We start from the raw sequence: 21,239 nt of genomic DNA on the forward strand, positions 1-21,239 counted from the left end.
CACACCCCGGACACCTTGGGCCAGCTCGCCGGCGTTCAGCCAGAGACGATGAGGCGGCTCGGGTGATGAGCCTGGATCTTCTGGTTCGCCCCGCCGAACTGCGTGAGCGCGGTGGCGACCTCGTCGAGGTGCGCCCCGCGGGAGGCCTTGACGAGCACCACATCGCCGGCGGCGAGGTGGCCGCGCAGCCAGTCGACGGCCGCGTCGTTGTCGGCCAGCGCCACCGCCCGCTCTCCCGCGCCGGCGGCGAGCGGCCGGGCGGCCCCGCCGACCGCGGCCACCACGTCGGCTCGGCAGGCGGCGTACTCCCCGATGGCGCGGTGCTCGGCCTCGCTGTCGTCGCCGAGCTCGAGCATCCCATTCGTTCCTGCTGGGGAGCAGGTGAGCGGCGATGCGGAACCAGCGTGCCTCCGGCCGGTCGGCCGAGGTCTGTATTCGCCGGACGACCACGGTCAGCGTGGTCTTTTTCGCGCTGATCGCCGCGTCGAGCAACTCGCGGTCAGCGTGTCGCGGCGGGTCGTGCAGAGGCCCATCCAGTAGGCGTCGCTGGAGCCGACGCGCGTCCTGCTTACCATGGGAGAAACGGAACGGGCCCGCGATGTCTGGGCCTCCGCACGATCCGTGATGCTCACCTTCCAGAACGGCGGTACTGACGGAATACGTCTCTCCCTGGACGAGCCCGGGCAGGCGCTCGGCGCCCTTGAGAACCCGGCCCTGGGAGACTGACGTAGCCGGCGCCTCGGAAGCCGGCAGGACGGAAACGTCTGGTCGGTCCTCTTCAGGGGGCGGCGCCTCGATGGTCTCGTGAGCCGATGAGGGCGAACGAGAGTGCATGTGCGGTTGGTGCGCGACGTGGGGGGAGCGAGGATGACCGAGCCGACTCTGGATGACGAGCAGTTCCGGCGGCTCGCGCGGTACGGCCGGAGCGAGCGCGTCGAGGCCGGGGATGTGCTGTACACCACCGGTGACGACTCTTATGACCTGGTCCTTCTGGAGACGGCGAGCGCGCGGGTTTTGCGCGACGCGACCGTGACCGAGTCCGAGCAGGTGATATACGACCGCGGGCCGGGTGAGTTCCTCGGCGAGCTCAACCTCCTGACCGGCCAGACCGTCTATCTGACGGCCCGCGTCACCGGGGCCGGGACGGTCAGCAGAATCGGTCCGGAGGATCTCCACCGGGTGCTCTCCGAGCAGGTCGACATCGTGGACGTGCTGGTCGAGACGTTCCGGGTACGGCGAGAGATCATGCGGGCGTCCGCAGGTGGGGCGCTGGAGATCGTCGCCCGGTCGGACGAGGCGCGCGGCCGGGCGTTGCGCGCGTACGTGACGCGCCTGAATCTGCCGCATTCGTGGTTCGACGCGACGTCGCCGCCCGGACGCGCGCTGATGACGGCCGTCGGCGCCGAGGAGACGGACCTTCCCGCCGCCGTCGTCAATGGCGAGGTACTCCGCAAAGCGACGCCGGGGACGCTCGGCAGAGCGCTCGGCCTCGCCTTTGGCACGGACCGGGGGCACATCGATCTCGTGGTCGTTGGGGCGGGCCCGGCAGGTCTGGCCGCGGCCGTGTACGGCGCGTCCGAGGGACTCGTCACGGTTCTGCTCGACAGAGCCGGTCCCGGAGGACAGGCGGCGACGACCTCACGGATCGAGAACTACCTCGGCTATCCCGGCGGGATCAGCGGCGAGGAACTCACCCGGCGAGCGATGCTTCAGGCGCTGAAGTTCGGCACCGAGATCTCCGTACCCTGCGAGGTGAGGGGTCTGGACCTCGGCGACGCGGAGTGCCCGGCCGTGACGCTGATGGACGGAACGCGGGTACGGGCGCGCGCGGTGATCGTCGCCACGGGCGCCTGTTACCGGCGCCTGGACGTCCCCCGGTGGGCCGAGTTCGAGGACGCGGGCCATATCCGGTACTCGGCGACCGAGCTCGACGTACGAGGGTGTGAGTCGCGGCCGGTGACCGTCGTCGGAGGCGCCAACTCGGCCGGGCAGGCGGCGCTCTTCCTCGCCTCACGCGGAGCGAACGTCGACATGGTGGTCCGCGCCGCCGCGATCGAGGACGGCATGTCGGCGTACCTGTCCGACCGGATCCGGGCGCACCCGCTGATCCGGGTACGGGTCCGGAGTGAGATCCGCGCGCTCGACGGTGAGGACGGCCTGGAGGCGGTCGTCGTCGAAGGGCCCGAGGGCCGGCGGGAGCGGCTGGAGAGCCGGGTGTTGTTCTGCTTCATCGGCGCCGAGCCCGCGTCGGGATGGCTGGACGGGCTGGCTCTGGACGACCACGGGTTCGTGCTCACCGACAGCCGGCTTCCCCAGGGAACACACGCGTCGCCGCTGCCCTTCCAGACGAGCGCACCGCGGGTCTTCGCGGTCGGTGACGTGAGATCGGGGTCGATGAAGCGGGTCGCGTCCGCCGTCGGTGAAGGCGCGGGTGCCGTGGCCTCCGTCCACGCGGCACTCGCGTCACGGGATCACGGTTGAACCGGGCCACCGGGCCGAGACGTGGCGAGCACGCCGGCCGCGGGACTCCGCGGCGTGACCCCCCGCCGCTCCCGATCCGCGCAGCGAGGCGACGGCGGCGGCCCGTAGCACCCCGGCATTTCGGTGCTTACCAAAACCGTTATTCCGGGAAACGATGAACCGATACTCGCAGGTTGCTACGTCGTATCTCCAGCACATGGCGATGAGGCAGCACGTCCCATCGGATCGATCGATCGGACGAGGCCGGAGTGGAGTCCGCGAATCCAGTGGAGGCGACCACGACCCGGCCGGGCTCGATTAGATAGCGGATGCGGAAGAATTCCGGTCCGCGCCGTTGGCTGACCTCCGAGGAAGGGTCTTCTTCCGTATAGGCGTACAGCGCCTCCTTGGTCAGAAGCAGGCAGTTCAGGCTGGCGAACTCCGCCCGGCTCCGTATGTCGGCGGCGGCAGCGGCGATCGCGGAGACCGGATCGCCGGTCCGCAGCAGCGACAAGACGCGAAGGAAGTAGCGCTCCGAATCAGTACCGCCCCCGGCATCGGCCAGGAGATCGGGATCAATCAACTCGTCAATCGCGTCAGGTGGATTGAAAAAACCATTGTGGGCGAACGCGAGCGTGCCCGTAGAGAACGGATGGGTGTTGTTCGGCTCGGTCGCCAGGCCCGGAGTGGCGAGGCGTATGTGCGTGATAGCGGCATCCGTGACCGTTTCCGTGGCCTCCCCATACCTTTGACTGGACCACGCTGGAACAGCCTCTTTGACGACAGTCAGGCCGCCATCATGCCATGCCGCAATTCCCCAACCATCCGCATGTTCGCCGGATAGTTCAGTAAATTGTTCGAGCATATCGGAAAGTGTGTCGGTCAGGCGACTTGGCGCCTTTGAGACAACACCGAGCAGGCGACACATAGACGAGATCCTTGTCCGTGACGCATGGCGTCATAGCGCGATATGTAGTTGATTGATCAAACGCTTCAGCGTGTGCGTCTGAGAAATGGGCTGATCAGGCGAGCCCTTGCGGTATCCGACGTCTTTCGCGTCCGTCGAACACGCAGACCTGTGCCGTTCTCCAGACGATGGGCAAGTCGCGACAGTGCCATGTTGATCGCGACGTACACCGCGGCCACGACGAGATAGGCGGGCAGTACGATGTGGTAATACTCGCCCAGTACCTGGGCTTGATGTAGCAGTTCTATGTAGCTGACCACGTATCCGAGCGTGGAGTCCTTGAGCAGCCGAACCAGCTGTCCTACCAGTGTGGGGGTCACCTTGCGTACGGCCTGCGGAATCACGACGAGGTGCATCGCTCGCCGATATGTCATGCCAAGGCTGTAGGCGGCCTCGGACTGGCCCCGATCGAGCGCGAGTATTCCCGCGCGACATATCTCCGCTATCACCGCGGAGTTGCTCGCGACGATCGGGACGACGAGCTGCCAGAAGGTCGGCAATGTCAGTCCCAGGCGGGGCAGGCCGAACAGGAACACATACAGGAGCAACAGAATCGGGATTGCGCGGAAGATCTCCACGTAGGCGCGAGCCGGCCAGTGCAGGTATCTGGACCGGGAGAGCCGAGCCAGTGCCACCAGTGCTCCGAGCGGGAAGGCGATGGCGGCGGCGACTGCGGTGACCACCACGGTCGCCTGCACTCCCACCAGCAGAAACCGGATCGTCGGCCACTGAGCGAACATCCGCCACTGGTCCGCGGCCAGCATCCCGTGGTCGGCGAAGCGGTGAACCGCCAGGAGGGCCAGCGCGCCGATCGCCACCAGGGACAGAGCCGTGGCGATCCTTATCCGGCGCCGACCTCGCGGGCCGGGAACGTCGAACAAAGTGTTCGCCTCCGTGTTCACCGGTTGATCGCCAACTTTCGCTCCAGTCGACCGGTGACCAGTCCTCCGGTCAGCGTCATCAGGACATAGATCGCGGTCGTCACCGCGAAGATCGGAATTGGGATGTCGTACCTGATTGTGAAGACCTGGGCTTCGCCGGTCAGTTCCCGAACGCCGACCGCGGCGGCCAGCGACGTGTTCAGGGTCAAAGCGATGAAGATGTTGCCCAGCGGCTGCACCATCGACCGGGTCGCCTGCGGCAGTACCAGGTGCCGGAGAATCTGAATGAAGCGGAAGCCCAACGCGCGGGCGGCCTCGATCTGACCGGGTGGGACGGTGCGGACGCCCGACCGGATCACCTCGCAAATGAATGCGGCCCAATACAGCGCCATCGCCACCGTGACGGTGGTCAGCAGCGAGTACAGCAATCCGATTTCGGGGAGGCCGAACACGAAGAGCACGAGCCATACCAGCAGCGGGATGTTACGGAACACCGCCACATAGACGCTCGCCAGCGTGCGCATTGGTACCACCGGGCTGATCAGGAGGACAGCGAGCAGGACGCCGAGGGCCAGCGCGCAGGCGAATCCGCAGATGGTCATCGCCAGGGTGAGGAAAAGGCCGTGGGCGAGCTGCCCGCTGTGGTCGATGATCGCATTCACCGATATCAGCTACCCGCGACGGAACCGATCGCCAACGGGCGTGGGGCATCGCCGCTGACCGCAGTGCCGATGGTCGCCTTCCACAGCTCCGACCATTGCCCGTTGGTCTGGATCAGCTTCAGCCAGTTGTTCACGAATGTCTTCATTTCGGGCGCCGATTGGGACAGGCCGATACCGTACGGCTCAGTCGTGAACGGCTGGCCGACGACCGTGACCTTATGGTCGCGGTACGCGTCACCGAGCAGGATGCCCTGATCGAGCACGTACGCGTCAGCCCTGCCATCTTCGACCGCCTGCACGCATTGGGTATTTTGGTCGAACAGGACGACCTTCGCCTTCGGCGCGGCCTTCTTGATGTCGTTGGCGGCGACCGAGCTGGTCTCCGTGCACACCGTCCTGTTGTTCAGATCGGACGCCGAGTTGATCGACTTCTCGCCCTTCTTCACAAGGATCGCATCGCCTGATGAGTAATACGGGCCGGCGAACGCCACCTTCTTCGCCCGTTCGGGGGTGATGGTGTAAGTGGCAAAAACGGTGTCCACGGTTCCGTTCTGCAGCAGCGCCTCGCGCGTGTTCACGCTGACCTGCATCAGCTTCACATCGGGTTTTCCGATGATGTATTTCGCCAGCATCGCGGCGAGGCCGGCGTCAAAACCGCGGGTTTTGCCGCTGATCGGATCCTTCAGCGAGAACAACGCCGCCGTTTCGGTGCCGCCGACGATCAACGTCCCTCTACTTTTGATCTTCGCCATCAGGCTGCCGGCCGGAATGTCCGACCCCCGTGCAGTCGGAGCGGCGTCGATGACCTGCTGGTACGCATCGGCCGATCCCGACGCGGGGGGAAGACCTTGCCCTGACCCGTCACCGCATGCGGAGGCAGCGGCGACCAAAGCGCAGGCTGGAATCAGGGCGGCGCACATCCGCCGCTTGGCGTCAACAAGGATCATGCCATGCTCCCTATCGTCGAGATTCGTCAGTGGGTAAGAATTTTGGCCAGAAAATCGCGGGCTCGGTCAGTCCGCGGTTTGGTGAAGAACTCAGCCGGAGTACCGGTCTCGACGACCTGGCCCCGATCGAGAAAGACGACACGGTCGGCGACCCGTCGCGCGAAGGCCATCTCGTGCGTGACGACGAGCATCGTCATTCCCTCTGCGGCGAGTTCGGTCATAACGTCCAGGACCTCATTGATCATCTCTGGATCGAGCGCTGAGGTCGGTTCATCGAACAGCATCACCTTGGGCTCCATGGCCAGTGCCCTGGCGATTGCGACTCGCTGCTGCTGCCCACCGGAGAGCTCGGCCGGATACGCCTTCGCCTTGTGGGCGAGGCCGACCCGCTCCAACAGGTCGTGGGCGCGCTTCGCGGCATCCGATTTTGAGATGCCGCGGATTTTGACGGGAGCCAGAGTGATGTTCTCGTGCACCGTCTTATGTCCAAAGAGGTTGAAGGACTGGAACACCATGCCGACATCGGCCCGCAATCGCGCCAGATCACGGCCTTCCTCGGGCAGCACCTTTCCATCGATGACGATCTGTCCCGAGTCGATGCTCTCCAGCCGGTTAATACACCGACACAACGTCGACTTTCCTGACCCGGACGCGCCGAGAAGAACGACGACCTCGCCCGCGTACACATCAACGTCGACATCACGCAACACAACCTGGTCGCCGAAGGATTTGGTCACCTTGGCCAGCCGCACCAGTGCGTCTGCAGCATCCAGGACCAAGCTGTCAGGCTCAGCCATAACGAGCATCACCTCGTTCCACATTCAGCGGCCGACGTGGCGCGCGTTCGTTGGCGATCGATGTCGCCAAGCATGAGGTCTCGCTTTTCCATTCGTCCAATGAAGGATTCTTGTCAGATCAATAAAAGATCTTTATGCTCGGCGTCCATGTTCGACCCACGCCATCTCGAAGTCCTGGCAGAAGTGGCACGTACCGGCACCTACACGGCGGCTGCGGCCACTCTGGGTTACACGCAGCCGGCGGTGAGCTACCACATGCGGATGCTGGAACGAGCGGCCGGCACGCCGCTGGTCATCAAGGCCGGCCGGAGGATCCAGCTGACGAATGCCGGAAGAATCCTGGCGCGGCAGGCAGAGACCGTGCTCGCCGCGTTGCGAGCTGCTGAGGATGAACTCGCTCCGTTCGCGGCGACGCGTGGCGGGCGCGTGCGTCTGTCCGCGTTCCAAAGCGGTTGCGTCAGCCTGGTACCCGCAGCACTCGCAGACCTCCGCAGAACCGACCCCGAACTCGAGGTGGTCCTTACCCAAGCCGGATGTGGCAGATCCCACGAGCTGCTGATCGCCGGCGAGGTGGACCTCGCTCTCATGTGCGACCTGGACGACGACCCCGTGGCAGACGACGCCGTCCACACCGACGCGCGGCTACACCGCGTGCCGCTGATGACCGACCGGCGCTGCGTGCTGCTCCCCGCCGACCACCCGGCCGCCAGCGCATCCACCGTGGCGCTCGCCGATCTCGCGGAAGAACGCTGGGTGCTGGAAACTCAACGATCACGCGTCATGGCCGCGTGCAGGGCAGCCGGATTCACCCCGAAGATCGCTGCGACCAGCGACGACCAGCTCACCATCCATTGCCTTGTCGCCAGTCGAGTCGGCCTGGCCGTGATGAACGAACTCGGAACCACCGCGCACAACGACCACCGCGTCGTTGCCCGGCCCCTGCAAGACTGGCCACGGCGACAGATCTTCGCTCTGCTGTGGCCGGACATGAACCGCGTCCCACAGGTCAAAGCATTGATCGCGGCACTACACGCCGCCGCCACTTCCCGTGACGCCCACCCACCCCCGCCGGCGGCTACCTAGCGAGGTCGACCAGACCCCTGCCTCGGCGTCGGCCGTACCGGCTGGCCGTCACCCCGATTTATCAGATCCGTAACACAAGTTTCGGTCGCGCGAGAATATGATCCCAGCTCTGAGCGGAGTCCTCATGCGTTGGGAAGGCCGCCACGGAGAAGTCGTCATAGGGAAGCGTGGCCATGGTCAGCCCCGTCGATCGTCGGTACAGGCAGGCGGCCGGATGGCGGATGTCCATATGGAGCGCTGCGGCCGTCCCTCACGCGTGCGTTCAAGCCGCCTCCGGTCATCTGATCGGCGGCGTGTTCATCATCGACCCGGCCGTCGCACCGGCCACGCCGAGCCGCACACGGCCCGTGACCGTGGCTGATCCACGATCCGTCGTCGCCGCATCACAGGCGGCCGGACGGCCCGCCTGGGCCCGGACGTCCGCCCCGGCGGTCACCGCGCGGCGTTCCAGGCGGCGCACTGGAACCGAAAAACGTCAGAGCGGTCCGGTGGTGCCGCTGGCCGATCTGGACGCCGTGCACCGCGGCGTCGGCGACGCGGGTCCGACCGGCACGCGGGGCGGAGAGCCCGTGCAGCCCGCCTTCAGCGGCGCGCCGGTGCCCGCTCCTGGTCCGACCGGGTTGCACGACGGTGCGCTGGAGGGTTTGGCGGACTTCAATGCTTTGGTGCGCGAACAGGAGGAGGCCGGCGCGGCGAGCGGCCCGGTCCGGGATTTCGGGACGGGACTGAACGGTGCGGTGGATCTGGCGCACATCGCTCCGGTGCCGCAGGGGACGGTTGAGTGGCTTCGGCGGCAGGTGTTCCGGGTGGTGGAGGGCAACACCGAGCCGGATGCGCAGTTTCATGCCGATGTGGAGCGTGTGCTGACGAGCCGTCTGCTGACCGCGGAGTGGACTCGGCTGTTCAGCACGTCGGGGTTGCCGTTGCGGGTGAAGTACAAGGGGCGGTGGTATCCGGTCTCGCTGCGGTTGTCGGCGACGTTGGTGGGCAAGGCGGATCCGGGGATGCCGTTGATGCCCGACGGCGGTCCGCCCGTGACGGTGCAGCGCTGGGCTTTCGGTATCGGTGAGACGGACGACACCGCGGCAAAGGGCAGCGTGCGGCCGGGCTCTGCCGCCTATACCCACTACTTCGAGACCGACCGCGGCAAGCTGCACCAGGTGGCGGTCAGCCCGCAGCTCAACATGGTCTACAACCAGGCCACCAGCGTGGTCACGACGGGTTCGACCATCCAGCCCATGGTCATCCTGCGCGTCCGGGAGCGTACCTTCCCCTACGAGTACGAGATGAAATGGGAGTTGCGGCCGGGAGACGCGACATCGGAGCTCTTCTCAGGCCGGGTGCCAGTCGACGGCTGGCAGGCGGTGGGGGAGGGGCCGGCTCCCGACAAACTGGTGGTGTGGTTCCCCAAGCACCTGTCGCAAGCGGTGCCGGCTCTCCAGGATCCGAACGATCCGGCGACCGTGCCGGCGCCGGTCGGGCGGCTGCTGGACGAGGTACCGCTGTACGGTCCGGTGAACATCCCCGAGCACGACCGGTTGTTCGCCGACGTCATGGCCTCGTTCTCCGGTCATCTGGGCAACTTGTCCGACTGGTCGCGGGAGGAGCTGAGGGAGTTCTTCAGCGAGGGCAACCTCCGGGCCAACCTGCCGTCGGCATGGGGCGGGTCGGTGCCGTCGCCCACCTTGTACGCGAAGTCCGGGGCCGTGGTCGGGTATCTGAAGATCGGCCTCGACCTCGACGGGGGTGACCGGATCACGGGGCCGACGACGCAGAACGCGGTGGTGGAGACGTATGTCCTGCGGTCGCTGCGGATGCAGGGCAGTTCGTCGGTGACCAATTCCCTGGGGGTGAACCTGCCGATTCCGGGGTTGTCGTTCGTGCTGGGAGGCGACGAGGACCCGAAGACCGGGGTGGACGGTATCGGCGGCACCCTGACCGTCCAGGCCGGCGTGAACCACACGTTCGCCCACACGTTGAGTTCGGGTGGCAGCGCGCGGGTGGTGCGCTCGCTACGGGCGGCCAAGCCGTTGTTCCAGGTGGCGCCGCAGGCGAGGGTACGGGTCACTCTGGTGCGTCCGGCTGGTACGGAGGCGCATCCGGTGGCGGGTACGCCGCTGGCCGATGCCGGGAAACGGTACCCGGTGACCATGAAGGTGCCGTCGCTGGCGACCCTCGGGCATGCGCCCACGCAGCCCCGGTACCTGCCGGCGCATCTGGCGCATCTGCACTCGCTCGGGGTGTCCACAACGCCTTTGCAGGTCAGCGACGTAAAGCCGCTGTTCGATCAGGCGGAGCAATGGCTTGGTGAGCACGGTTTCCTGCCGTCGCAGTCCACTGTGGCAGCGGCGCTGGACACGGTCACCCAAAAGTCCGTCCGGGCCAGCCGACTGAACAACATGCGCAAACTGGACCAGGCGCGGTCGCGGTTGGGGCTGCGCTCGGAGCTGGAGGAGATGATCCAAGGCGGTGCCGGCATCACCTTCGAGCTGCCCACGACAACGGGTGTGTGGCGAGCGACGGTGAAGCTGACAGCCGAGCGCAGGTACACCGGGCAGGACGCCGAGGTGGAGCACTACTGGACCTTGCCTGATGTGCAGACGCTGAACTACACCGGCTCCACCATCGGCGGGGACGAGCAGTTCAGATCCGCGCCGTTCGCGTGGAACGCCAGCGTCACCGGCTCGGTCACCAACCCGCTCAAGAGCAAGCAGGTCACTCAGCGGCTGAACCGGATCACGGGCGAGTACACCTACAACCGGCAGACGGCGAAGGTGAACGGGTCGAGCTCCGGCACCGGACATGAGTACTACCTGCTGAGTCCCACCGAGGACGGAAGCCAGTTGTTCCTGGTCCCGGTCACCTATCGGATGGAGTTCTCCTTCAGCCACGGACCGGCCCCCGAGCCGGCGGAGGCCAGCGGCTCGGTGCGGCTGGCGGTCCCGACGTTCCGTACGCTGAGCGCGCCGCTCGCCGCCCCAGCCCCGCGGCCGGTGACCGTCCGCGACCAGACGGACGAAGACATCGCTCGGCTGGCATTGCCCGGGGACGGCCACACCTACCACGACGGAGTGCTGCGGCTGCCGGACACGGCCGTGCTGGAACGGGTCGAGGGCAGCAAGGCGCTGAAGGAAACCGTCCACAACATCTTCAACGACCTGGAGCAGGAAGCGGCCGAGCTGGAGCGCGCCGCGCAACAGACCGTGCCCCCGCCGATGCCCGGCGCCTGGCCGCCGAACGACGCGGAGCTCGATCTGGAGGCGCAGGTCGGTCCGGACCGTCTGGGGCACGGCCCGATCCTGCCGACGCATCACGTACCTGCGGATACGACCGCACGCGCGGCCGAGGCCCCGGCCGCGTCTTCGTGGGCCAAGGCCCTCACCGACGCGGCCACGTCCGTGGCCAAGACCGCCGCCTGGGAAACGGCGAAGTGGACCGGGGCGGTGGCCGCGTGGCGGTTCGTGCGGCAGGTCGCGGTGGGGGAGCCGGCCGCGAACGGGGAGTCGGCGACCGAGCAGGTACACCAGAACGCGCTGTCCCCCCAGCACCTGACGGCGAATGCGCTGCGTATCTTCCGTGACTCCTACGTGGTCGAGGGCGGCGGCACGGCCGGTGCGGTCGCGGGGACCGACGTCACGGTCGAGGTGACGGGGTACATCACCGACGTCCGGTTGCTGCCGCAGCCGCCGAAGCTGGACAGCGAGCGGTGGCTGCAGTCCACCAACTTCTCCATGACCACCGACTCCCGCACCGCGGGGCATCACGTCGCGGGGTCGGTGGCCGGTCAGTACGGCACCGCGCACCGGTCCTTCAACCCGGCGGGCACGTATCAGTTCGGTTCCTCCACGACCGACAGCTCGGTGGTGAACGACAACACCGGCGCGTTCCGGGTGACGACCGAAGACACCACGCTGGCCCACCGGTTCACCGCGAAGGTGGTCTACGCCGTCACCGTCCGCCGGGGGTTGAGCAACATCCTCACCGGCACGCTGCGTCCCGGCCCCAGCCTGGAACGCACCCGCATGGTGGAGGCCCCCGACGGGCTGGAATTCCTACTCGTCGACAACGATCTGCGCAACCATCCCGAACTGCTGGCCATAGGCGACTTCCCCCCGCTGTCCGAAGGCCGGCCGCGGAACCGGATGCTGCCCCCGTGGTACATCGACGGCGGCGGCGCCATGGGTGCGGGCGCGGTTACCGAAGTCCACCTGCAAGGCGGCAGAAACGCCCTCCACAACGCCGTGATCGCCGCGGTGGAGGAGCAGGCTCCGGGAGTGACCCGGCCCGGTCACGCCACCTATCTGCGCAATGTGCTGACGCGGATCAACGAGCACACCTCCACGCTGGGTCTGCGGACCCTGCCCAACGCTGGACCGAACGGCCACACCGCCTTCCACTTCATCCACCGCTCCTGGCTCGGGCCCCGGCTGGTGGAGGTGGCGTTCACCGCCCGGCCCGCGCCGGGCATCGACCTGGCGGGGATACGCGGCCGGATGGTGGATCCGAACTCCGGTGTGGACAACGTCTTCGGTCGCTCCAACGGTGACGGCGCGGCGCTCAAGGTGCCCGGCGCGACCGGGGTGAGCACCACCCGGACCACCAGTCACGAGATGGACTTCGCGCCGCTGGGCCAGGTCAGGGGCAACCAGAGTCGGCCGACCCTGCGCCTGTCCGGTAACCGCACCACGACCGACGTCCAGACCTCCGCCCGCGAGTTGCGGACCTGGAAACGTACCGTCAACAGCGTCGAGTTCAACGGGGTGCCGTACGCCTACGCGTGGACCGTCAGCTCCCGCCCGCTGGACGAGGCACTGCTGGTGCGCCTGGTCGGCGCCGGGCTCAGTGGTCTCGTATGGGCCGGGCGGGCCACGCGCATCCTCGACCTGCTCGACCCGGTACTCCAGCACCTTCCACGTCCCGTCAGTCAGGCGACCGGCTGGCAGCCGGCGTCGGTGAGTCTGCGGTTCGACGCCGATGAGGCGCCGGATGACGGCGGCTACCGCGCGGCATCGGTCCAGCCCGGCCTGTATGCCTTCGACCCGACCGTCACCCCCGGATCCACACCGGGCGGATACGTCATACAGATCGGCCCGGACGAGGTCCCCGCCGATGCGCGCGGGTTGCTCTCCGGCCCGCGGTGGGTCCCCTCACGGCCGTTCCAGATCTACGACTTCGGCGGGATACGGCAGTTGGGCCAGGCACTACGGAACGTGGACCCGTCGCTGGAACAGGATTTGGCCCCACAGACCTCTCAGTCTGCCGAGGGTATGTTCCTGCGGCTCAACCAACTCGTCGCCAGCAACCGGCTGACCCTGCTCGAGCCCGCCGCCACCGCCCCCATCCTCGGGCGTCGCGGTGGCAAAGGCACCTCGATCAAAGTCACCTTGTACTCCCCCCGTCAGGAGACCACCAGCAAAGACGTCGCCATCGACCGCGTCGAGCTGTCCACGGACGGGTTCATCAACCGGACGGACAAGTCAACCGCCTTCTCGCTGACCTTCGGTGGTTCGCCGCTGAAATCCGACGGGACCGACCGCGGCGGCCCGTCCATCCCCCTCCTCGGCGGCACTGAGAATTTCGGCCAGATCTCCAACTTCTCCAGCCAGCGCCGCGAACTGTTGCGCATCGGCACCCCGAAGGAAGGCGCCGACGGCTCCGGACACACCGGCCACCGTATCCGCGCCGTCGCCGTACTGGAGGTACGCGGCCCCTCCGGCACCCGATGGGTCGTCGGAGACTTGCTGCTCCGTACCACCGAAACCCCGCCGACCCTCACCGAGAAGACCGAGAGCGCCGCAGGCACCACTCCCTCCGAGTCCCGCATCACCACCGGTACGGATGAGGCACCGTTCGTGGACCGGCCAGGGCAGGTCATCGCCGAGGCCGCCGGGTCCGAACCTCTCGACTGGCAGAAGAGCACGCACAGCCGGCCGCGGCGCCCGAACGAACCGGAGGCGTGCGTTTCGGTCGCCGTCGTCGTCCTCGTGCCGGCGGTGGGCCGGTGACCGGAGCCTTGGGCGCTGTTCCCCGACGACGCCCCATCGAAGGGGTGGCCACCGGGGTGTCACAGACGCCAGCGGAGAGATCCGCTACAGTGACGCGCCAGTCACTCGATGAGCCCAAAAGTGTACGGTGCCCCGGAAGGTCGGAAGCGTCGCCCGTCTGCGCTGGTCACCGGGAAGGCCAACCGTGTCGATCATCTCGCTGGGCCGGGACGTCAATGGTGGAGTCGCCGCTTGGCGCACGTCACGTTATTGCACTGCGACGGGGAACAACGCGTGTGTCCAGGCCTCGGCCGCCATTCGTCACGCTGATGGCCGGTTCAGCCTCACCGTGGCGGGCGCGGGCCGTAGCGATACGGCGACGAGGCTGAATGAACGGCTGAAGAAGGTCCTCCCGCCGTTCGAGGGAAATTCCGTCGACTGTGTCATCCGCATGGAGTCTGTGCGCGCCGACTTCTACAAATCACCTCGGGTCACGCGCGATGATTCCGCGCTGGGCACCGGCCGGCACCAAGACGCCCTGGCCTCGGCCGTGGGTGGCGTCTGGCAGCCGGTGGGGAGCTCGCTCGAGATCGTGATACGGCGGCTGGAAGAGCTCGGCCACGGGGCGGCCGCGTTCGTTCTCACCTCACCACCAGGTGACCAGAACCGACACGGCTTCGTCCTACGCAATGAGGACGGAACAGTCTTTCGGATCGAGACCCAGGAGACCGAGGGCGGACGGGTCAGCCCGGCAATAGTGCAGGGCTGGATCAACCCGGTCACCGGGCAGCCGATGGCGCCCTCGATCGGGACGCGAGTCATCGTCGTCGACTCGTCGGGCCGCGCGGTGCCCCTGGCCGAAGACCTGGTCTCCGTGGCGAGAACCGTGGACGCGGTGGTAGACCCGTCGCGTGACCTGAAGTACAAGGCCATGGGCGTGGAACTGGAAGTCGGCTTCATCGTGCATGGTCACAACGGCGTGCCGCTCGACCACGAAACCGTCCTCATGGAGGACGACAATCTGGGGATCAAGCTGATAACCGATACCTGGGAAGTGGTGGTCGCCGGCGGACGCTACTTCCCTTCGCGAGAAGCGGCGGCCGCCGCCCGCGTGGGACGGGTGACCACGCGGGCGGTCAAGGTCATTGAGATAGTGAACAAACCCCCTGTCGGCGTCATCCTGCCGGAGGAGTCCAACCGGCCCTCACTCGAGCAGGGTTACCGGAGCATCCGGGAGGTTCTGCGGATCCTACGCACGGCGCGGCCCCACGGTGGTGTCGCCGGGCCCGGCCGGCGAGGGACCTCTCTGCTGGACCTGTTCCCACCCGCGCCCGGGCGGCGATTCTTTCGGGCGTCAGCTCAACTCTCCATTGTGCCTGGCCCCTGGGGCACACAGTGGGGCACCCCGCAGATATCGGTAGGCCTACCCGGGGAAAGCATCCCGGCTTTTCAGCGATTCGCTGCGCGCCATAACGGTGGCTTTCCCTTCATGCAGAGATACCTGGCATCGAGCCTGGGATTCGCTGCGTCCGTCACCCGCGACTTCATACAATTTCGGATCAAGAGCGACACCTCGGTGGACGGGTATGCGGTGGTGGCGCTGGACTATACGCCGGCAGTCAGTCTGTTCGCCTCGGCCATGGAGCTCTTGGCCTCACACGCCTACGCTGAAGTCCACACCTACCTAATAAATCCCGACGGCCGAGCGAAGAACAATGTTCATGCGACATTGCGCACCTCATTCTCGGGCGTCCTGCAAGCGCTTCCCGTTGCAGCGCGAGAATATATCTACAAGAATGCCCGCCCCATCAAAACGCGACTGCGAGAATATATCGAATATGACTTCGCTCAAGATATTCGGCGCCACAAAGAACAGCGCATTCGGCAGAATCTTCCCGCCCTCGACATCTTTAAATATCCGTTGCAGTACCAGGACGAATTGACCCTGGACGACTACGTCAACAACATGTTGCAGCCGAGGCACCGGCGACGAGTCCACGTCGACCAAGCGGACGCCATGAACGTCCGGACGAACTTCGACAGCGCCGACACGAACGACGGCCGACTCACGCATCCCCTCATTGTCGTGGAGTGGCGTAACCTTGGTAAGCGGTGGTTCTCCATCGATGAGGTCGAAGAAAAGTACCGGGCCGTCGCGGGCTTCGCGCAGCTGGCTTATGGAAACAGGGAAAAGCTTGCCCTGAACGAACAAAACCCGGAAGGCCAAAAATTCACCGAGGCGTTGAATGCCGCAGTGGGCCATCTGAGCGGTCTGCCGAGGGACGGCGGCCTGGTGTCACAGGTTCGCGAACTCCTGGAGGCGGTCGTCGAGGGACCGGCCGAGTCGCTCCGTACTCCGCTAACCCGAGGCGCGGTGACCAGCAACGTCATCGCCGACACGGTGGTAGCCCTTCATTCGTTCTCCCGGTTCGGTGATTGGCAGGTGGGGCCGCTGAGAGCCGCGCTCGAGGCTCTCAGGTCGACGGCCGCTCTAACCGTAGGGCCGGGAAATCGCACACTCATGTACCGAGCTGACGGGATCATCGACGAACTGTGGCGCCGGGAGATGGACCATCTGCTGGTGGTGTTCGCCGACAGGCAGAGCCGCCTCCTGCCCGGTCAGCGTGCCGACCTGGATCGGTTTGCGGCGCACGTCGTCGATCAGGCAAGGAGAGGGCCGCGTCTGCGCCCGGCGCTCGTCGTGCGCGTGGAGAGCCCTGATGGCGGCGTGGCTTCCCACGGGCTGTTCCGCCGGCTGTTCCGCATCGTCCGTAGCGTCCCCGCGGGGGAGATCGTGGCCGGTGACCTGCGGCTGCTGATCTACAGAGAGCTTTCGATGCGCGGGATGGACCCGGCGGTGGTCGCGGTCCAGACGCGGGCGCGGTCGCTCGATACGTCCGCACCACGACATGGTGCCGGGCGTCCCGTGTGGGTGTCGGTCGTGCCGGTGCCGGTGCCGGTGCCGGTGCCCACGAGCGCGTATCGGCACGGTGGCCGTTCGCAGCAGGCCGGCCCCGGTCGTTCCGGGGTATACCGGAGTGCGAGCGCCGGCGACGGTATTCGAACTTACGGCATCCGACGCGGGGTGCCGATGGGGCGGGTTTCGTTCCAGCCTGTTCCATCCCGGCCGACGCCGATGAGGGGAGGCCGGTCGTTGCCGGTTCCCCCGTCCATCGCCGGTGATGGTGACCGGTCTTGGGTGGTCGCCCGGTTGCGGCTTCCGCGGAACACAGACGTGGTGATGCCCAGACGTGGTGACGGCCCATGGGCCGGGATCAACCGTCCGGTCCCGGGGGTCACGACGCAGCCGTCGATCAACCAGAGCGTCTCCGCCCTTGAGGAGGGGGCGGTGGCGGCCGAGCTGGCCAGGTTCGTCGCGGAGCGCTATCCGGTGCTGCACGCACTGAACCCCACCGGCAACACGATGAACTGCAACCAGGCGGTCGTAGCCGTCGACTACATGCTCAACGGGGACGCGCAGGTACGGGTGCCGCCTTCCGGCACCGGCGGCTGGTACGGGCTGGACCTGCTCCAGGACCGGTACGGGGGCCGCTGGGTGGAGGTCGACGGCTACGACGACATCATCACCCGCATCGCCGGTGAGCCTGGCAGCCGTGGCGTGGTCTTCATCGGCGCTCGCCAGGGTGACCCGCACCTCTTCAACGTCATCCACACCGACGTCGGCGTGGTGTTCCTCGACGGCCAGATCGGCGGCCTGGCGGCGCTGCCGGCCAACGCCGTCGAGGTCGGGCTCATGATGTACCACCCCAGCGGCAAGGCTGAGGGGACCGCCGGCCCCGGGCTCGCGGCGCTGCGGTGGACGAAGAGCAGCCAGAGCGTGGCCGACAAAAACGGCGAGAAGTACTGCGTCGAGGTCACCTCGATCGGCGAGACCGGCAAGCGAAGCCGCACGCGCTTCGGAGGTCCGACCCCCTCCCACGGAACGCCGTCGCCGATCAGCTAGGCCCGAACTTCGCCGTCTGGCCCATCGACACTCCTCCCACCAGTCGTCGGACGGAGCGGTCGTCACCAAGCGCCACCGTCACATCACGCGCTCCTATCGCCGCCATCGGGCAGGTGCCCGACCCGGACGACGGCTGGGATCCCACCGAAGCGTTCGGACCTCTGTGCCGATGCGGAATTCACAGAGTGTCCACTCGTCATAAAGTGGATCACCCTAGCTTTAGTTAGTGTCGCGTGAATACGAAAGCATCGTGGATCGCGGACTCGGCGTGAGTCGACTTCCATCGCCGGGCTCACGCCCATGGCATGTGTGTTTTCCACCGACAGAAAGCAAGGTCAAGAATGGCCACGATTACGACTACAGACGGTACGGAAATCTTCTACAAGGACTGGGGCTCCGGTCAACCGATCGTCTTCAGTCACGGGTGGCCGCTGTCGTCCGATGACTGGGACACCCAGATGCTCTTCTTCCTCCACCATGGTTATCGGGTGATCGCCCACGACCGGCGCGGGCACGGCCGGTCGGCACAGGTCGGCGACGGTCACGACATGGACCACTACGCCGACGACCTGGCGGCCTTGACCGAGCACCTCGATCTGCGGGACGCCGTCCACGTCGGGCACTCCGCCGGCGGCGGCGAGGTGGCACGCTACATCGGCCGTCACGGCGAGAGCCGGGTGGCGAAGGTGGCGCTGATCAGCGCCGTGACGCCGTCCATGCAGCAGACGGCGGCCAACCCGGACGGGCAGCCTCAGAGCGTCTTCGACGGCCTGCAGGCCGGGCTGGCCGCCAACCGCTCGGAGTTCTTCCGGGACGTGGCGTCCGGCCCGTTCTACGGTTTCAACCGGCCGGGCGTCGAGCCGTCCGAGGCGGTCATCGAGAACTGGTGGCGCCAGGGCATGACGGGTGCTGCGAAGGCCCACTACGACTGCGTCTTCGCGTTCGCCGAGGAGGACTACACCGAGGACCTCAAGAAGATCAGTGTGCCGGTCCTGGTGATGCACGGCGACGACGACCAGATCGTTCCCTACGCCATTACGGCGCCGCGAACGGCCGAGCTGGTGCAGAACGGCACGCTGAAGACGTACGCGGGCTTCCCGCACGGTATGCCGACCACTCAGGCCGACACGATCAACGCCGACCTGCTGGCCTTCATCCGCTCCTGACCAACCGTGAGGCCGTACTCGCCTGAGCTCGCCGCACCCGGGCTCAGGCCAGGCGGCTGGTTGTATGAGAGCTCGCTGATGAATCGCCGGCCCAATGTGGCGTCAAGAATCCCTGCACTTGCTCTCCAGTCGTACGTCTCATACTCGCCTCGCCGCCGACGTTCGGTCGGCGGCGAACATCTACGAAGGAGCAAGACAGTGCGAAGGAAACTGATCGCGCTTGCGCTGGGCGTTGCGGCGGCTGTCGCTGTCGGCGCGGGTCTCGAGACGGCGATGGCACATCCGGCAACCGGCCACGTCGCCCTGCGTACACCGCTCGTGCACTAGCGTCACGTAGTCGCTGCACCAGGCCTGAAGCCAAGTTCCTGGGCTCGCCGCCGCGAACGCCGCGGCGAGCCCGAAAAACAGACCCCCACGGTCGTCCTGGTGCATGGCGCCTTCGCCGACGCCTCCAGCTTCGCCCGGGTCATCCCCGAACTCCTCGCCGACGGCCTGTCCGTGGTCGTGCCCGCGATGCCTAATCGCAGCCTGGTGGGCGACTCCGCCTACATCGCCCCCGTGGTCCGGCAGATCCCGGGACCGGTGGTGCCGGTCGGGCGCTCGGTCGAGCGTTTCGGCTACCAGCGGGCGGGCATGACCACGGTCGAGGCCGCCTCCTCGCACCTGGTGATGCTGTCCCAGCCGATGCGGGTCGCCGACCTCATCCGCGAGGCAGTGCGCACCGTCACCGGCTGACCCGGCGATCTGGGGCGCTGTCCGTGTCCACACGCCGGGTGGCGCCCCATGCGAAGGCAGTTCCGTCTTCTTCTCACCCTCCACCCCGCAGAACATGGAGTCACCATGTCTCTCCGTCTTCGTCGCCGTGCCGTCGGCACCGCGGTCGCTGTCGCCGGTCTCCTCGCCGCAGGCACGGCCGCGGCCCTTCCGGCCGTTTCGGCGCCGGCATCGGCTCACGCTGTGCGCGCTGAAGCGACGCAGGCCAAGCCGGCGATCGTGCTCGTGCACGGCGCCTGGGCCGACGCGTCGAGCTGGAACCCCGTCATGAGCCGCCTTCAGAACGCGGGTTACACGGTCTACGCTCCCCCGAACCCCCTCCGCGGCGTCCAGTCGGACGCGCAGACCATCGCCGACTTCGTGAACACGATCCCCGGCCCGGTCGTCCTGGTCGGCCACTCCTACGGCGGGTTCGTCATCACCAACGCCGCCACCCTCAGCCACAACGTCAAGGCGCTCGTGTACGACGACGCCTACATCCCCGCCAAGGGCGAGACGGTGTCCCAGCTCAACTCGGCCCAGCCCGGATCGTGTGTGACCGCCGCTCCCAGCACGTTCCTCAACCTGGTCCCTTACCCCGGCGGTCCGAAGGGCGACGTGGACGCGTACCTGAAGTACGCCCCCAACGGCAGCTACCAGGGCTTCGAAGGCTGCTTCGCGAACGGCGTCCCGCCGGCGCAGGCACGCCTGCTGGCCGCCGGCCAGCGGCCGCTCGCCGTCAGCGCGACCTCGGAGCCGTCGGGCGCCCCCGCCTCGAAGACGATCCCCTCGTGGGCCATCGTCGGCACCGCGGACAACGTCATCCCGCCGGCCGAGCTGCTGTTCATGGCCAACCGGGCCGGATCCCACGTGGTCAAGGTCCCGGCCGGTCACCTGTCCCTGCTCACCCGCCCCGGCACCGTCGCGGACACGATCATCGCCGCGGCCCGCGCCGTCGGCTGACGTCCCCTCGACCGCCCAACGGCTGATCCTGACCCCTCTGCTCCTGAAGGCCGACCGGCACCACCGGTCGGCCTTCGCCACACCACGCCCCCTCGAATACGATGAGATCAACTTCTCGACACTCACTCAGAGAGCATGCAGTCCGGCGAGGACCCTCGAGAGTATTTCCTCGCTATGCGAATACTGTGATGGCTCCTCCGGGGTGTGAACGCTCAGGATGCCTTTGTCCTGCAAGTCGCCGAGGAGCACGTGCACAACGCCCAGTGGAAGATTCATGCCGGATGCCAGGTCGGCGACGGTGATCGGGGATTGGCAGCGTGCCAGGAGGCGTAGGTGTTCCGCCTCCAGGCGCGCGCGATCGACCTCTGATGCGGAAGAACCGACCACGATGGCGAGTAGATCGAATGATTTCCCTGGCGATTCGGTCCGCCCTTGGGTCACCGCGTAGGGCCGGACGACCGGCCCGGCGGCGCTATCGAACCAGCGGTCATGTTTGGGCGGGTTCACTGAGCATCAGATCCCGAAGGGTGCTTCAATTCCTGGCCCTGGTGGTGTGGCCATGGTGCCGAGCGGACACGTCTAACCAGCTAGCTGCGGCAGCCACCCAGCGGC

14 protein-coding genes are annotated in these 21,239 nt (G+C 66.9%); 7 read left to right on the forward strand and 7 right to left on the reverse strand.

Annotated features, from left to right (window positions below; genetic code table 11):
* Positions 1–35: 35 nt before the first annotated feature.
* Positions 36–356 carry a glutamate ligase domain-containing protein gene (locus ABEA24_RS01770; RefSeq protein WP_345428621.1) on the reverse strand — a complete coding sequence of 107 codons (321 nt, stop codon included), beginning with the start codon at positions 354–356 and terminating at the stop codon, positions 36–38.
* A gap of 511 nt (positions 357–867) precedes the next feature.
* Between ABEA24_RS01770 and ABEA24_RS01775 the strand changes: the two genes are divergently transcribed.
* A complete protein-coding gene (locus tag ABEA24_RS01775; RefSeq protein WP_345428623.1) occupies positions 868–2,481 on the forward strand; it encodes an FAD-dependent oxidoreductase in 1,614 nt (537 codons plus the stop codon).
* Between the two features lie 139 nt (positions 2,482–2,620).
* Here ABEA24_RS01775 and ABEA24_RS01780 read toward each other — a convergent pair whose 3' ends face one another.
* The 5 genes from ABEA24_RS01780 to ABEA24_RS01800 form a co-directional block, all read right to left on the reverse strand.
* A complete protein-coding gene (locus ABEA24_RS01780; protein ID WP_345428625.1) occupies positions 2,621–3,388 on the reverse strand; it encodes a class II glutamine amidotransferase in 768 nt (255 codons plus the stop codon).
* 65 nt (positions 3,389–3,453) lie between these two features.
* The gene (locus ABEA24_RS01785) at positions 3,454–4,329 is read right to left on the reverse strand and encodes an amino acid ABC transporter permease (protein ID WP_345428627.1); all 876 of its coding nucleotides are present in this window, start codon (positions 4,327–4,329) and stop codon (positions 3,454–3,456) included.
* Positions 4,326–4,970, reverse strand: a complete 645-nt coding sequence (locus ABEA24_RS01790; RefSeq protein ID WP_345428629.1) for an amino acid ABC transporter permease — start codon at positions 4,968–4,970, stop codon at positions 4,326–4,328. Before ABEA24_RS01790 ends, ABEA24_RS01785 begins: the two co-directional genes overlap by 4 nt.
* A 5-nt stretch (positions 4,971–4,975) precedes the next feature.
* Entirely contained in the window at positions 4,976–5,917 is a 942-nt protein-coding gene (locus ABEA24_RS01795) for a glutamate ABC transporter substrate-binding protein (RefSeq protein ID WP_345428631.1), read from the reverse strand.
* 26 nt (positions 5,918–5,943) lie between these two features.
* Positions 5,944–6,714, reverse strand: a complete 771-nt coding sequence (locus tag ABEA24_RS01800) for an amino acid ABC transporter ATP-binding protein (protein ID WP_345428633.1) — start codon at positions 6,712–6,714, stop codon at positions 5,944–5,946.
* Between the two features lie 147 nt (positions 6,715–6,861).
* Between ABEA24_RS01800 and ABEA24_RS01805 the strand changes: the two genes are divergently transcribed.
* From ABEA24_RS01805 to ABEA24_RS01830, 6 genes are all read left to right on the forward strand, one after another.
* Positions 6,862–7,797, forward strand: a complete 936-nt coding sequence (locus ABEA24_RS01805) for a LysR family transcriptional regulator (protein WP_345428635.1) — start codon at positions 6,862–6,864, stop codon at positions 7,795–7,797.
* A gap of 293 nt (positions 7,798–8,090) precedes the next feature.
* A complete protein-coding gene (locus ABEA24_RS01810; protein WP_345428637.1) occupies positions 8,091–13,802 on the forward strand; it encodes a hypothetical protein in 5,712 nt (1,903 codons plus the stop codon).
* Between the two features lie 184 nt (positions 13,803–13,986).
* Positions 13,987–17,745 (forward strand): toxin glutamine deamidase domain-containing protein, encoded by a 3,759-nt coding sequence (locus tag ABEA24_RS01815; protein ID WP_345428639.1) that lies wholly within the window; start codon positions 13,987–13,989, stop codon positions 17,743–17,745.
* A gap of 341 nt (positions 17,746–18,086) precedes the next feature.
* Positions 18,087–18,911: an alpha/beta fold hydrolase gene (locus tag ABEA24_RS01820; RefSeq protein ID WP_345428641.1), complete on the forward strand. Its 825-nt coding sequence runs from the start codon at positions 18,087–18,089 to the stop codon at positions 18,909–18,911.
* Positions 18,912–19,337: 426 nt separating this feature from the next.
* Entirely contained in the window at positions 19,338–19,646 is a 309-nt protein-coding gene (locus tag ABEA24_RS01825) for a hypothetical protein (protein WP_345428642.1), read from the forward strand.
* A 222-nt stretch (positions 19,647–19,868) separates the two neighbouring features.
* Positions 19,869–20,627: an alpha/beta fold hydrolase gene (locus ABEA24_RS01830; RefSeq protein WP_345428643.1), complete on the forward strand. Its 759-nt coding sequence runs from the start codon at positions 19,869–19,871 to the stop codon at positions 20,625–20,627.
* A 126-nt stretch (positions 20,628–20,753) separates the two neighbouring features.
* Here the strand turns inward: ABEA24_RS01830 and ABEA24_RS01835 are convergent, their stop codons facing one another.
* Positions 20,754–21,134, reverse strand: a complete 381-nt coding sequence (locus tag ABEA24_RS01835) for a DUF742 domain-containing protein (RefSeq protein ID WP_345428644.1) — start codon at positions 21,132–21,134, stop codon at positions 20,754–20,756.
* Between the last annotated feature and the right edge of the window lie 105 nt (positions 21,135–21,239).

Source organism: Actinoallomurus vinaceus, from assembly GCF_039542055.1.
Lineage (GTDB): Bacteria > Actinomycetota > Actinomycetes > Streptosporangiales > Streptosporangiaceae > Actinoallomurus > Actinoallomurus vinaceus.